Genomic DNA, 13727 nt, shown 5'->3' with positions numbered 1-13727 from the left:
CCCATGTCAAAATTCTTCATCGACCGTCCGATTTTCGCCTGGGTAATTGCCCTGGTGATCATGTTGGTCGGGGCACTATCGATCCTGAAATTGCCGATCAACCAGTACCCGAGCATTGCGCCACCGGCCATTGCGATCTCCGTGACCTACCCGGGTGCTTCGGCACAAACGGTTCAGGACACCGTGGTCCAGGTGATCGAGCAGCAGCTCAACGGTATCGACAACCTGCGTTATGTATCGTCGGAAAGTAACTCCGACGGCAGCATGACCATCACCGCGACCTTCGAGCAAGGCACCAACTCCGACACCGCGCAGGTTCAGGTTCAGAACAAGCTGAACCTGGCCACCCCGCTGTTGCCGCAGGAAGTGCAGCAACAGGGTATCCGCGTGACCAAGGCAGTGAAGAACTTCCTCTTGGTGATCGGCGTGGTGTCGCGTGACGGCAGCATGTCCAAGGACGACTTGTCCAACTACATCGTGTCGAACATGCAGGACCCGATCTCGCGGACCGCCGGTGTCGGTGACTTCCAGGTCTTCGGTGCCCAGTACGCGATGCGCATCTGGCTCGACCCGGCCAAGTTGAACAACTTCAACCTGACCCCGGTCGACGTGAAAACCGCCATTGCGGCGCAGAACGTCCAGGTCTCGTCCGGTCAGCTCGGTGGTTTGCCTGCGGTACAGGGCCAGCAACTGAACGCCACGATCATCGGCAAGACCCGTCTGCAGACAGCCGAACAGTTCAAGGAAATCCTGCTCAAGGTCAACAAGGACGGCTCGCAGGTTCGCCTCAAAGACGTCGCCGACGTTGGCCTCGGTGGCGAAAACTACGCCATCAGCGCCCAGTTCAACGGCAGCCCGGCTTCCGGTCTGGCAGTGAAACTGGCCAACGGTGCCAACGCCCTCGACACCGCCAAGGCTCTGCGCAAGACGATTGATGACCTCAAGCCGTTCTTCCCGCAAGGCATGGAAGTCGTATTCCCGTACGACACCACTCCGGTGGTGACCGAGTCGATCAAAGGTGTGGTTCACACCCTGGTCGAAGCGATCGCGCTGGTGTTCCTGGTGATGTTCCTGTTCCTGCAAAACTTCCGCGCCACCGTCATCACCACCATGACCGTACCGGTGGTATTGCTGGGTACGTTCGGCATCCTCGCCGCCGCCGGTTTCAGCATTAACACGCTGACCATGTTCGGCATGGTGCTGGCCATCGGCTTGCTGGTGGACGACGCCATCGTCGTGGTAGAAAACGTCGAGCGGGTGATGAGCGAAGAAGGCTTGTCACCGAAGGAGGCGACCAAAAAGTCCATGGGCCAGATCCAGGGTGCGCTGGTGGGTATCGCCCTCGTACTCTCCGCGGTATTGCTGCCGATGGCGTTCTTCAGCGGCTCCACCGGGGTGATCTACAAGCAGTTCTCGATCACCATCGTCTCGGCCATGGCCTTGTCGGTAATGGTCGCCTTGATCTTCACCCCGGCGCTGTGCGCCACCATGCTCAAGCCGATTCCGAAAGGCGAGCACGGCACGCCGAAAAAAGGCTTCTTCGGCTGGTTCAACCGCAATTTCGACCGTGGTGTGCAGAGTTATGAGCGCGGCGTCGGCAACATGCTGTCGCGCAAAGCACCCTACCTGCTGGCCTACCTGCTGATCGTCGTCGGCATGATCTGGCTGTTCACCCGCATTCCGACCGCGTTCCTGCCGGAAGAAGACCAAGGCGTACTGTTCGCTCAGGTACAGACCCCGGCCGGCTCCAGTGCCCAGCGTACTCAAGTGGTCGTGGATGAAATGCGTGAATACCTGCTGCGTCCGAACAAGGACGGCGGTGAGGCGGATGCGGTGGCCTCGGTGTTCACCGTCACCGGCTTCAACTTCGCCGGCCGTGGTCAGAGTTCGGGTATGGCGTTCATCATGCTCAAGCCGTGGGACGAACGTAACGCTGACAACAGCGTGTTCAACCTGGCGGCCCGTGCCCAGCAGCACTTCTTCAGCTTCCGTGATGCCATGGTGTTCGCCTTTGCCCCGCCAGCGGTACTGGAGCTGGGTAACGCCACCGGTTTCGACGTGTTCCTGCAGGACCGTGCCGGTATCGGCCACGAAAAACTGATGCAAGCTCGCAACCAGTTCCTCGGCATGGCCGCTCAGAGCAAAGTCCTGACGCAAGTGCGTCCCAACGGGCTGAACGATGAGCCACAGTTCCAGCTGGAAATCGATGACGAGAAGGCCAGTGCCCTGGGCATTACCATCAGCGACATCAACAACACCCTGTCGATTGCCTTGGGCAGTAGCTACGTCAACGACTTCATCGACCGTGGTCGGGTGAAGAAGGTGTACGTGCAAGGCCAGCCGGATTCGCGCATGAGCCCGGAAGACCTGAAGAAGTGGTACGTGCGTAACGCCCAAGGCACCATGGTTCCGTTCTCCGCATTCGCCAAGGGCGAGTGGATTTACGGCTCGCCGAAACTGGCGCGCTACAACGGTGTGGAAGCGGTCGAGGTATTGGGTGCTCCGGCGCCGGGTTACTCCACCGGTGAAGCGATGGCCGAAGTCGAAGCGATTGCCAAGAAGCTGCCGGCGGGTGTCGGTATTTCCTGGACCGGTCTGTCCTACGAGGAACGTCTGTCGGGCTCGCAAGCGCCGGCGCTGTATGCCCTGTCGCTGCTGATGGTGTTCCTGTGTCTGGCGGCGCTGTATGAAAGCTGGTCGATTCCGATCGCGGTCATGCTCGTGGTGCCACTGGGGATCATCGGTGCATTGATGGCCACCAGCCTGCGCGGTCTGTCCAACGACGTGTACTTCCAGGTAGGTCTGTTGACGACCATCGGTCTTGCGGCTAAAAACGCCATTCTGATCGTCGAGTTCGCCAAGGAGCTGCACGAGCAAGGGCGCAGTCTGCGCGATGCCGCGATCGAAGCGTGTCGCATGCGTCTGCGACCGATCATCATGACCTCGCTGGCGTTCGTCCTCGGTGTAGTACCGTTGGCGATCTCCACCGGCGCCGGTTCAGGCAGTCAGCACGCGATCGGTACCGGCGTAATTGGCGGTATGCTCACGGCTACGATCCTGGCGATCTTCTGGGTCCCACTGTTCTTCGTCACGGTTTCGTCCATGGGCCAGCGTAAAATCGCCGACCAGGACGAGACGACTGAAACTCCTAAAGAGGCTGGCCAATGAGCAAGTCGCTACTCTCCATCGCAGTCGCTGCCTTCGTGCTGAGCGGTTGCTCGCTGATACCCGATTATCAGCAGCCTGAAGCACCGGTCGCGGGCCAATACCCGCAGGGCCCAGCGTACTCGCCGGCCCAGGCCCCGGCGCAGGCCGCTGCCGAGCAAGGCTGGAAGCAGTTTTTCCATGACCCGGCGCTGCAACAGCTGATCCAGGTGTCCCTGGAAAACAACCGCGACCTGCGTGTCGCGGCGCTGAACATCGACGCTTACGCGGCTCAATACCGCATCCAGCGTGCCGATCTGTTCCCGGCGGTATCGGCCAACGCCAGCGGCAGCCGTCAGCGGGTTCCGGCCCGTGCGTCGCAGACCGGTGAATCGAGCATCACCAGCTCCTACTCCGCCACCGTCGGCATCAGCGCCTACGAACTCGACCTGTTCGGTCGGGTTCGCAGCCTGAGCGAACAAGCGCTGCAACAATACTTCGCCACCGAAGAAGCGCGGCGCAGCACCCAGATCAGCCTGGTGGCCAGCGTGGCTAACGCCTACCTGACCTGGCAGGCCGACAAGGAACTGCTCAAGCTGACGCAAGACACCCTCGGTGCCTTCGAAGAAAGCTACAAGCTGACCAGCCGCAGCAACGAAGTCGGTGTGGCCTCGGCGCTGGACCTGGCGCAGTCGCGCACCTCGGTGGAAAACGCCCGGGCGCAACTGGCCAAGTACACCCGTCAGGTGGCTCAGGACGAAAACAGCCTGACCCTGCTGCTCGGCACCGGCATCCCGGCCAACCTGCAAGCGGCCAGACCGCTGTCGGATGACCTGCTCAGCGACGTACCGGCCGGTCTGCCGTCGGATCTGCTACAACGTCGTCCGGACATCCTGCAGGCCGAGTACAACCTGAAGGCCGCCAACGCCAACATCGGTGCCGCCCGTGCAGCGTTCTTCCCGAGCATCAGCCTGACCGCCAACGCGGGCAGCCTGAGCCCGGACCTGTCCGGCCTGTTCAAGGGTGGTTCGGGGACGTGGCTGTTCCAGCCGCAGATCAACCTGCCGATCTTCAACGCCGGCAGCCTGCGCGCCAGCCTCGACTACTCCAAGATCCAGAAGGACATTGGCGTGGCGAACTACGAGAAGGCGATTCAGACCGGCTTCCAGGAAGTTGCCGACGGCCTGGCCGCGCGCCAGACCTATACCGAACAGCTGCAAGCGCAGCGTGACTTCGTGCAGGCCAACCAGGATTACTACCGCCTGGCCGAGCGTCGTTACCGCATCGGTGTCGACAGCAACCTGACCTTCCTCGATGCCCAGCGTCAGCTGTTCAGCGCGCAACAGGCACTGATCACCGACCGCCTCGCGCAACTGACCAGTGCGGTCAACCTGTACAAGGCATTGGGTGGTGGCTGGAATGCGCAGACCGCGCAGAACGAACCGCTGAAAGAAGAAGCACCGAAGATGAAGCTGTTCTGATCGTCCGGTGAACACATCAAGCCCACCTCATTGGTGGGCTTTTTGTTTTCAGGCATTGAATCAAAAGATCGCAGCCTTCGGCAGCTCCTACAGGGAACGCATCCCAATGTAGGAGCTGCCGAAGGCTGCGATCTTTTGCTGTTCGATAATCGCCCAAAACCCGCTTTCCCCGATTGAATCCCGCCCACCGCGCCCCGCACCATTCGATCCACAAAACCAATAACAACAGGTTCGACACTATGCCCCTGCGCCTTGCCCCGTCCGGCTGATCGCCACCGCTTCATTCCCTGAATTTCAACACCTGTCTGCGCCCCGAAAGCGGCGGCAGCGAACCCGTTTGCCTTACAAAAACAAGAGAGCCCCGAGCCCATGAGCACCTCCCCTGCGCCGTACGCAATTCCCGGCCTGATCGCCCTGGCCCTGACCGGTGCCGCCCTGCCCGCCCTCGCCGAAGAAGCGGGTTTTGTCGAAGGCGCCAGCGCCAACCTGAACCTGCGCAACTTCTATATCAACCGCAACTTCACCAACCCGACCAAGGCACAGGGCAAGGCTGAAGAGTGGACGCAGAGCTTCATCCTCGACGCCAAATCCGGTTTCACCCAAGGCACCGTCGGTTTCGGTATGGACGTGCTCGGCCTGTATTCTGTAAAGCTTGATGGCGGCAAAGGCACGGGCGGCACCCAGTTGTTGCCGCTGGACCATGACGGTCGTCCGGCGGACAACTTCGGCCGCACCAATGTGGCATTCAAGGCCAAGCTGTCGCAGACCGAGATCAAGGTCGGCGAATGGATGCCGGTGCTGCCGATCCTGCGTTCGGATGACGGGCGTTCGCTGCCGCAAACCTTCCGTGGCGGCCAGATCACCTCGAAGGAGATCGATGGTCTGACCCTGTACGGCGGGCAGTTCCGCGCCAACAGCCCGCGCGACGACAGCAGCATGAGCGACATGTCGATGTTCGGTAAATCGGCGTTCACCTCCGATCGCTTCAACTTCCAGGGCGGTGAATACGTTTTCAACGAAAAACGCACGCAGATCGGCCTGTGGAACGCCGAACTCAAGGACATCTACAGCCAGCAATACGTCAACCTGATCCACAGCCAGCCGCTCGGCGACTGGACCCTGGGCGCCAACCTCGGGTTCTTCTACGGCAAGGATGACGGCAGCGCCCGCGCCGGTGAGCTGGACAACAAGACCTGGTCGGGGATGTTTTCGGCCCGGTACGGCGGCAACACCTTCTACGTCGGCCTGCAAAAACTCACCGGCGACAGCGCCTGGATGCGGGTCAACGGCACCAGCGGCGGCACCCTGGCCAACGACAGCTACAACGCCAGCTACGACAACGCCCAAGAGCGCTCATGGCAGGTGCGCCACGACTACAACTTCGCCGCTCTGGGCATCCCCGGCCTGACCCTGATGAACCGCTACATCAGCGGCGACAACGTGCACTCCGGGACCACCACCGACGGCAAGGAATGGGGCCGCGAATCGGAACTGGGCTACACCGTGCAAAGCGGCACCCTGCGCAACCTGAACGTGCGCTGGCGCAACTCGACCCTGCGCCGCGACTTCAGCAACAACGAGTTCGACGAGAACCGCCTGATCATCAGCTATCCGATCAGCCTGCTCTGAAAACCGGACGCCGGCGCTGCATGAGCAGTGCCGGCGCAACCACTGGTCGGCCCGCACTGGCGATTTGTCGAGGCGCAGATACAGTCAAAAGGGTGTGTAAATTCTCCAGCCTGATGTAGGAGCCCTTAGTTTTCTTCCGTTATCTCCGGATGCTGTACGCGAAGCTGCCTTGGCCACGGAGGTCAGGTATGAGCAAGCGAATAGTTATCGTCGGTGGCGGTGTAGGGGGAACCATGCTGGCCAATCAACTGGTCGGCAAGTTGTATCCCGAAGTTCTACGCGGCGACGTCACGATTACATTGCTGTCCAACTCCCCCGATCACTATTACAAACCCGCGTTCATGTACGTGGCGTTCAATCAATTCTTTGCCGAGGAACTCAAACGCCCCGAGCGATCGTTGCTGCGCCCGGAAATTACCTTTGCCGTCGAAGACGTCACGCGCTTCGATTTCCCCGCTCAGAGCTTGCAAACCCGCAGCGGCAAGCGCTACAGCTACGACTTCCTGGTAATCGCCACCGGTTGTGTACCGGCACCGGAGCGCATCGAAGGGTTGCAGGAAGCCGGCGACCACTTCTATCAATATGAGCCGGCCCGGCAATTGGCGCAGCGCTTGAGTACGATCAAGAAAGGCCGGATCTTCATCACCGTCTCGTTTCCACAGACCCCCAATGTCCCGCATCAATGCGGTATCGCTCCGGTGGAAACCACGCTGATGCTCGATGACTTCCTGCGCCGGCGCGGCGTCCGTGACCACGTGGAGATCGTCTACACCTACCCCACCGTTGCCCAACTGCTGCGCAATTGCCTGTTTCTGCAGCGCCCGACCGGCAATGTGCTCCCCGCCATCTTTGAACAAAAGAACATCCTCTACCAACGCGGCTTTACCCTCAGCCATGTCGATGCCGATCAGAAAATTGCCTATTCGGCCGAGGGCGATGCCCAGCCCTTCGACATTCTGATGGCGACCCCGCCGATCCGTGCCGTGGATGCGGTACTGCAATCGGGTGCCTCACAGGCGCCGAACAACGAAGGCTGGCTGCCGACCCATCACGAAACCCTGCAGGTTTACGGCCTGGAGAACGTCTACGTGATTGGCGACACCGTCGATCTGCCGGTGAGCAAGGCGGGAGGCGCCTGCCATAACCAGGCGCCGGTCATTGCCAACAACATTGCCGGAGAAATTCGTCTGGGATCGACCGTCAGCGTTTATGACGGACGGGTTCAAGCCGTGGCGCAGATGGGGCTCAATGCCGGCATGCCGCTGTGGTACGACTACGCGCACGACGTTCTGCCGACACCCCCGACCAAACTCGGCGGTCTGCTCAGAAACGGTTTCAACCGCGGCCTGTATTGGGCCGTTGCCCGCGGCATGCTTTGACCCTGCACAGGGAGGAGTGAACAGCGATGAACCCGCCTGATGGAAACGCAGCCGGCGCGGACGGGATACCGGCCACACCGGGTTTGAACAACTTGATGGAAAAACTGCAGCCCCTGATCGACAACGGTCGGCTGGACAATCTGGTCGACCTGCTGTCGCTGGTCTCGGACACGGTCGATTTGCTCGACGCCGCCATGGTGGAGAAACTCGCGCAGTTGTTCGAGAACGGCACTGCCGCCATCTGGACTGTCAGCAATGCAGTACGTGTGGCCAAAGCCGAGGTATCCGCACAATCGTCAGCGCCAGGCCTTTTGGCGTTACTCAAACTGTTGAATGAAGAGGACACACGCAAAGGCGTGGCCGTTGCCCTCAAAACCCTTAACGTCATTGGACGACAACTGTAATCCGCCAGAGAGGACCTCCTCATGAGCGCAAGACTCGAAACGGCAGGGAACGCCTGCACCCACTGGGACGCCAAGGCGTACCAGCAGTTTTCCCGTCTCAGGCAACGCCCGGTCAATGAATTGCTCGACCGTGTCGACCTGGACAACCCCCAACGCATTTATGACCTGGGTTGCGGCACCGGCATCGCCACGCAATTGCTGGCCGAGCGTTGGCCGCGTGCGCAACTGCATGGGGTCGACAGTTCGCGACAGATGCTTGATCAAGCGCGATGCCTGCCAATCAGCGCCCAGTGGACAGAGTGCGACCTGCTCGACTGGCACCCCGAACAACCGGCCGATCTGCTGCTCGCGGCGGCGGTGTTGCACTTCATTGGCGATCATCAACAATTGCTGCCGCGCCTGCTCGGGCATCTGCGTCCCGGCGGCTGTCTGGCGGCGCACATGCCCGACTGGCGCGATGCGCTGTGGTATCGACTGATGCTCAATACGCTGGATAACGCTGGGCACGGAGGCACGCCATTGGGCACGCCTGAACTGCGCCAGCGCATGGCAGCGCGGTCGTTGCTGGCGCTGGAGGATTACTACCGCTTGCTGGCGCCGCTGACCACGTCGCTGGACATCTGGGAAACCGAGCAATTGCAGGTGGTCGACGGCAAGTCGCCGATCTATGACTGGGTGAAGGTCTCGGCGCTGAGGCCGGTGATGCAGGCACTCACGTCACAGGAACAGGCGCGATTTATCTACCACTTCCTGATGCGGGTGCAGGCGCATTACCCGCAGGAAAAAAACGGGCGTACGTTGTTTCCGTTCAAGCGGATTTTCATAGTCGCCAGAGTGTGATGTGTCACCGCAAATATCGCCATCGCGAGCAGGCTCACTCCTACAGTTGAACGCGTTCCAATGTAGGAGTGAGCCTGCTCGCGATGGCGTCACTTCAGGCATCATCAATCCCGGGATTCGACCCCAAGCTCATCCCACACCGACTCCGCCAGATGGAACGTCGCATTGGCCGCCGGGATCCCGCAATAAATCGCGCTCTGCATGATCACTTCCTTGATCTCGCCGCGGCTCACGCCATTGTTCGCCGCTGCGCGTAAATGCAGTTTCAGCTCGGCCTCGCGGTTCATCCCGATCAGCATGGCGATGGTGATCAGGCTGCGGGTGTGCCGTGGCAGGCCCGGGCGGGTCCAGATGTCGCCCCAGGCGTGGCGGGTGATCATCTCCTGGAATTCCGAGTTGAACTCGGTCAGCGCATTCAGGCTGCGATCGACGTGAGCATCGCCCAACACCGCGCGGCGCACTTGCAAGCCTTCGTCGTAACGTTGTTTCTCGTCCACAGACTTCCCCTCACTGAGCGTTCAGAAACGCCAACACACGATCACTGAAAGCCGCACCGGCCTGCACGTTGGACAGGTGCGCGGCATAGAACTCGGCGTACTCGGCGCCGCGCACATGCTCCTGAATGAAATGCCCGCCGGACGGTGGCGTCACCGCATCTTCAGTACCGGCAATCACCAGCAACGGCAGGTTGATCAAGGCCAATTGCTCACGGAAATCGGCATCACGCACCGCCGCGCAATTGGCCGCATAACCTTCAGGCGAGGTGGCCGCGAGCATGTCGGTGATTTTCTTCGCCGCGCCCGGATTGGCCGCCGAAAAATCCGGGGTGAACCAACGCGCAATCGACGCATCACGCAGTGCGACCATCGCCACCGGGCCGTCGCGCAGCACGGTTTCGATGCGCGGATTCCACACCGACGGGTCGCCGATCTTCGCTGCGGTGTTGCACACGATCAGTTTGTGCAGACGATGACCGGCATTGATCCCCAACCACTGGCCGATCAGACCACCCATCGACAGTCCGCAGAAATGCGCGCGTTCGATGTGCAGCGCATCAAGCAAGCCGAGTACATCACGGCCCAGTTGCTCGATGCTGTAAGGGCCCGGTGTCACCAGCGACTGGCCATGGCCGCGCGTGTCGAAACGCAGCACGCGAAAGTGCTCGGTGAACGCTGGCATCTGCGCGTCCCACATGTGCAGATCGGTGCCCAGCGAGTTGGACAGCACCAGCACCGGCGCATCGACCGGGCCTTCAATAACGTAATGCAGTTCGCCATCGGCGAGTTGAACGAAAGCCACAGCCCTCTCCTTTCAGACAGACAATGCGTTGTGTTCGGCCACTGCGCGCTCGACCCAGGCTTGTGCCTGGCCGAGGTAATGCGCGGGGTCGAGCAGATGATCCAGTTCAGCGCTGCTCAATTCGGCAGTCACTTGCGGCTCGTCGCCGAGCACCGCGCGCAGATGGCGTTGTTCGGCCACCGCACGTTTGCAGCATTGTTCGAGCAAATGATGCGCGGTGTCGCGGCCGACGCGCTGGGCCAGGACGATGCTCACCGCTTCGGCCAGCACCAGCCCTTGGGTCAATTCGAGATTGCGCGCCATGCGCGTGGCGTCGACTTCCAGGCCATCGGCGAGCAATTGCGCCTGCTGCAATGCGCCGGACACCAGGCAGCAGATCTCCGGCAGGGTTTCCCATTCGGCATGCCACAGACCGAGGCTGCGTTCGTGCTCCTGGGGCATGGCGCTGAACAACGTCGACACCAGGCCCGGCACCCGGGTCGCCGCGCCGATCAATACCGCCGCACCCACCGGGTTGCGCTTGTGCGGCATGGTCGACGAACCGCCCTTGCCCGGTGCCGACGGCTCGAACACTTCCGCCGCTTCGGTCTGCATCAACAGGCTGACGTCGCGACCGAGTTTGCCGAGGCTGCCGGCGATCAAACCGAGGACGGCGCCGAACTCGACGATGCGATCACGCTGGGTGTGCCACGGTTGCTCGGGCAGCGTCAGTTGCAGCTCTTCGGCCAATGCCTGGGCGATCGGCAATGCTTGTTCGCCGAGCGCCGCGAGCGTGCCGGACGCACCGCCAAACTGCAGCACCAGCAGACGTGGCTTGAGTTCGCGCAGACGCTGACGACTGCGGGTCACCGCACCGAGCCAACCGGCGATCTTCATCCCGAGGGTCACCGGTGTCGCGTGTTGCAGCCAGGTGCGCCCGGCCAATGGCGTCGCCGCATGACGCTTGGCTTGAGTGGCGAGCGAATCGGCCAGAGCTGCCAGAGCGCTCTCAATCAACGCCAGCGCCTGACGCAATTGCAGGACCAGCCCGGAATCCATCACGTCCTGACTGGTGGCCCCCAGGTGCACATAACGCTCGGCCTCAGCGTCGGTCGCGGCAATCTGTTTGCCCAACGCCTTGACCAGTGGAATCGCCGAATTGCCTGCCGTGGCAATGGCTTCACCGAGCGCGGCGAAGTCATACAGACCGGCGTTGCATGCAGCGGCAATCGGTGCAACGGCGGACGCCGGAATCACCCCGAGCCGCGCCTCGGCCCGGGCCAGCGCCGCTTCGACGTCGAGCATCGCCTGCACCCGGCCCTGATCACAGAACACTTCGCGCATATCGCGGGCAGTGAAGTAGGCATCGAACAATTGATTGCCCGGTCGCTGAGTCATAAACAGTCCTTGCCGGCGCGGGCCTGCACGGCCCGCGCACATCGGTTTAGAGATCGTGGTGCAAGTACGCCGCCTGTTTCGGCAAGCGCAGGCTGAACAGGAACGCCACCGCCATCATCACCGTGACGTACCAGTAGAAGGCGTTTTCCATGCCCCCGGCTTTCAGGCTCAGGGCCACGTATTCGGCCGAACCGCCGAAGATCGCATTCGCCACCGCGTAGGCCAGTCCCACGCCCAGGGCGCGCACTTCAGGCGGGAACATTTCGGCTTTCACCAGGCCGCTGATCGAGGTGTAGAAACTGACGATCGCCAGCGCCACGGTGATCAGCACAAAGGCCAGAATCGGGCTGCTGACGCTTTTCAGGCTCAACAGGATCGGTACGGTGAACAGCGTGCCGAGCGCGCCGAACCAGAGCATCGAATTCCGTCGGCCGATCTTGTCGGCGAGCATGCCGAACAGTGGCTGCATGCACATATACAGGAAGAGCGCGCCGGTCATGATGTAGCTGGCGGTCTTGGCGTGCATGCCGGCGGTGTTCACCAGGTACTTCTGCATGTAAGTGGTGAAGGTGTAGAAAATCAGCGAGCCACCGGCGGTGTAACCGAGCACGGTGATGAACGCGGCCTTGTGATCGCGAAACAGCGCGCGGATGCTGCCGGCGTCCTTGTTCTCGCGCATTTCCTTGCTGGTGGTTTCTTTCAGCGAACGCCGCAGGAACAGCGAAATCACCGCCGCCACCGCACCGACCACAAACGGAATCCGCCAACCGTAGGCGCGCAGTTCGTCTTCGCTGAGGAACTGTTGCAGGATCACCACCAGCGACACCGCCAGCAGTTGTCCGCCGATCAGGGTCACGTACTGGAACGAGGCGAAGAACCCGCGCTGGCCCTTGAGCGCGACTTCACTCATGTAGGTCGCTGTGGTGCCGTACTCGCCGCCCACCGACAAACCTTGCAGCAGCCGCGCGAACAGCAACAGCAGCGGCGCCCAGACACCGATGCTGGAATAGGTCGGCAGGCAGGCGATGAGCAACGAACCGAAGCACATCATCAGCACCGAAATCATCATCGAGGTCTTGCGGCCCTTCTTGTCCGCCAGCCGACCGAAGATCCAGCCCCCAATCGGGCGCATCAGGAACCCGGCAGCGAACACCCCGGCCGTGTTGACCAGTTGCACCGTGGGGTTATCGGAGGGGAAGAACGCCGGGGCGAAATAGATCGCGCAGAAGGCGTAGACATAGAAGTCGAACCATTCGACGAGGTTGCCGGACGAAGCACCGACAATGGCGAAGATGCGCTTGCTGCGCTCTTCGCCGGTGTAATGAGCGGTGGTAGTTGTCATTGTTTTTTACTCTGAGGGGACAGGTGAGAGTCTAGACACACTTCGCAACACTCCCGTTCCACGAATACATCCAACACAGTTCCCTTGTAGACCGCAGACCTGTGGCGAGGGGGCTTGCCCCCGTACGGCTGCGCAGCAGTCGCCGAACCAGCACACTCAATTCATCTGACAACATGCGTTTGCAGGTTTCAGGCTCGCTTCGCAAGCCGACGGGGGCAAGCCCCCTCGCCACAAGTTGATTCCTGATCCAGGATTTTGTGCTGAATCAGTAATCGAAGAACACCGTCTCTGCATCAGTCCCCTGCAGAACCACATTCCACTGGTAAACACCCGAGGCGTCCGGCTTGGCCAGCAATGTGCTGCGACGTTCAGCCGGTACACACTCCAGCAACGGATCATCAACGTTCGCCGACTCGCCTTCAAAGTAGATCCGCGTGAGCAAGTGCTTGACCAGGCCACGGGCAAACACCAGCACCACCAGATGCGGCGCCTGGGTCGAGCCCTTCAGGCCTTCGACCGTGCCCGGTTTGATCGTGGTGAAACGGAAACGCCCTTCAGCGTCCACCGGCACCCGGCCGAACCCTTCGAAATGCGGGTCCAGCGGTTTGTCCTGCTCGTCTTCCGGGTGCGCGTACTTGCCGGCGGCGTTGGCCTGCCAGACTTCGAGCATCGCGTCGTTGACCACATCGCCATTGCCGTCAACGACTTGGCCGGTGATCGCCACGCGCTCGCCGAGGGTTTGTTCGACCGCAAGGTTTTCGCGGTTCAGCCAGGTCAGGCCGATGTGGTAATACGGCCCGACGGTGTGGGACGTGGTGGCAGTCAGCGTCAT

At 61.3% G+C, this 13727-nt stretch carries 11 protein-coding genes; 6 read left to right on the top strand and 5 right to left on the bottom strand.

Annotation, left to right across the window (positions count from 1 at the left end; genetic code table 11):
• The first annotated feature begins 3 nt into the window (after window positions 1–3).
• The 6 genes from emhB (at window position 4) to NN484_RS02940 (ending at window position 8877) form a co-directional block, all read left to right on the top strand.
• Window positions 4–3168, top strand: coding sequence for an efflux RND transporter permease subunit EmhB (gene emhB / locus NN484_RS02965; protein ID WP_127649684.1), 3165 nt, complete (start codon window positions 4–6; stop codon window positions 3166–3168).
• The gene (gene emhC, locus NN484_RS02960; RefSeq protein ID WP_127649683.1) at window positions 3165–4625 is read left to right on the top strand and encodes an efflux RND transporter outer membrane subunit EmhC; all 1461 of its coding nucleotides are present in this window, start codon (window positions 3165–3167) and stop codon (window positions 4623–4625) included. Before emhB ends, emhC begins: the two co-directional genes overlap by 4 nt.
• A 369-nt stretch (window positions 4626–4994) precedes the next feature.
• The gene (locus tag NN484_RS02955) at window positions 4995–6254 is read left to right on the top strand and encodes an OprD family porin (RefSeq protein WP_127649682.1); all 1260 of its coding nucleotides are present in this window, start codon (window positions 4995–4997) and stop codon (window positions 6252–6254) included.
• 188 nt (window positions 6255–6442) lie between these two features.
• A complete protein-coding gene (locus NN484_RS02950; protein ID WP_274658551.1) occupies window positions 6443–7633 on the top strand; it encodes an NAD(P)/FAD-dependent oxidoreductase in 1191 nt (396 codons plus the stop codon).
• Between the two features lie 26 nt (window positions 7634–7659).
• On the top strand, window positions 7660–8037 hold the full coding sequence (locus tag NN484_RS02945) for a DUF1641 domain-containing protein (protein ID WP_215501512.1): 378 nt from the start codon (window positions 7660–7662) through the stop codon (window positions 8035–8037).
• A gap of 21 nt (window positions 8038–8058) precedes the next feature.
• Window positions 8059–8877, top strand: a complete 819-nt coding sequence (locus tag NN484_RS02940) for a methyltransferase domain-containing protein (RefSeq protein WP_215501511.1) — start codon at window positions 8059–8061, stop codon at window positions 8875–8877.
• Window positions 8878–8981: 104 nt separating this feature from the next.
• Here the strand turns inward: NN484_RS02940 and pcaC are convergent, their stop codons facing one another.
• The 5 genes from pcaC to pcaG all read right to left on the bottom strand — a co-directional run bounded on the left by pcaC (window position 8982) and on the right by pcaG (window position 13727).
• Window positions 8982–9374 (bottom strand): 4-carboxymuconolactone decarboxylase, encoded by a 393-nt coding sequence (gene pcaC, locus NN484_RS02935; protein ID WP_127649678.1) that lies wholly within the window; start codon window positions 9372–9374, stop codon window positions 8982–8984.
• Between the two features lie 10 nt (window positions 9375–9384).
• Window positions 9385–10176 carry a 3-oxoadipate enol-lactonase gene (gene pcaD, locus NN484_RS02930; protein WP_274658550.1) on the bottom strand — a complete coding sequence of 264 codons (792 nt, stop codon included), beginning with the start codon at window positions 10174–10176 and terminating at the stop codon, window positions 9385–9387.
• Window positions 10177–10188: 12 nt separating this feature from the next.
• Window positions 10189–11553, bottom strand: coding sequence for a 3-carboxy-cis,cis-muconate cycloisomerase (locus NN484_RS02925; protein ID WP_274658549.1), 1365 nt, complete (start codon window positions 11551–11553; stop codon window positions 10189–10191).
• 46 nt (window positions 11554–11599) lie between these two features.
• The gene (locus NN484_RS02920; protein WP_127649675.1) at window positions 11600–12895 is read right to left on the bottom strand and encodes an MFS family transporter; all 1296 of its coding nucleotides are present in this window, start codon (window positions 12893–12895) and stop codon (window positions 11600–11602) included.
• A gap of 265 nt (window positions 12896–13160) precedes the next feature.
• Window positions 13161–13727 (bottom strand): protocatechuate 3,4-dioxygenase subunit alpha, encoded by a 567-nt coding sequence (gene pcaG, locus NN484_RS02915; protein ID WP_127649674.1) that lies wholly within the window; start codon window positions 13725–13727, stop codon window positions 13161–13163.

Origin of the sequence: Pseudomonas serboccidentalis (assembly GCF_028830055.1) — a bacterium.
Lineage (GTDB): Bacteria > Pseudomonadota > Gammaproteobacteria > Pseudomonadales > Pseudomonadaceae > Aquipseudomonas > Aquipseudomonas serboccidentalis.
This window is presented reverse-complemented; position numbering and strand designations above follow the sequence as displayed.

What these genes read in the sequence shown, in the direction of transcription:
- NN484_RS02940 (WP_215501511.1), top strand. Translation starts at nt 8,059, where the DNA reads ATGAGCGCAAGACTCGAAACGGCAGGGAACGCCTGCACCCACTGGGAC.
- pcaG (WP_127649674.1), bottom strand. Translation starts at nt 13,727, where the DNA reads ATGACGCTGACTGCCACCACGTCCCACACCGTCGGGCCGTATTACCAC.
- NN484_RS02920 (WP_127649675.1), bottom strand. Translation starts at nt 12,895, where the DNA reads ATGACAACTACCACCGCTCATTACACCGGCGAAGAGCGCAGCAAGCGC.
- NN484_RS02955 (WP_127649682.1), top strand. Translation starts at nt 4,995, where the DNA reads ATGAGCACCTCCCCTGCGCCGTACGCAATTCCCGGCCTGATCGCCCTG.
- emhC (WP_127649683.1), top strand. Translation starts at nt 3,165, where the DNA reads ATGAGCAAGTCGCTACTCTCCATCGCAGTCGCTGCCTTCGTGCTGAGC.
- NN484_RS02945 (WP_215501512.1), top strand. Translation starts at nt 7,660, where the DNA reads ATGAACCCGCCTGATGGAAACGCAGCCGGCGCGGACGGGATACCGGCC.
- NN484_RS02950 (WP_274658551.1), top strand. Translation starts at nt 6,443, where the DNA reads ATGAGCAAGCGAATAGTTATCGTCGGTGGCGGTGTAGGGGGAACCATG.
- NN484_RS02925 (WP_274658549.1), bottom strand. Translation starts at nt 11,553, where the DNA reads ATGACTCAGCGACCGGGCAATCAATTGTTCGATGCCTACTTCACTGCC.
- emhB (WP_127649684.1), top strand. Translation starts at nt 4, where the DNA reads ATGTCAAAATTCTTCATCGACCGTCCGATTTTCGCCTGGGTAATTGCC.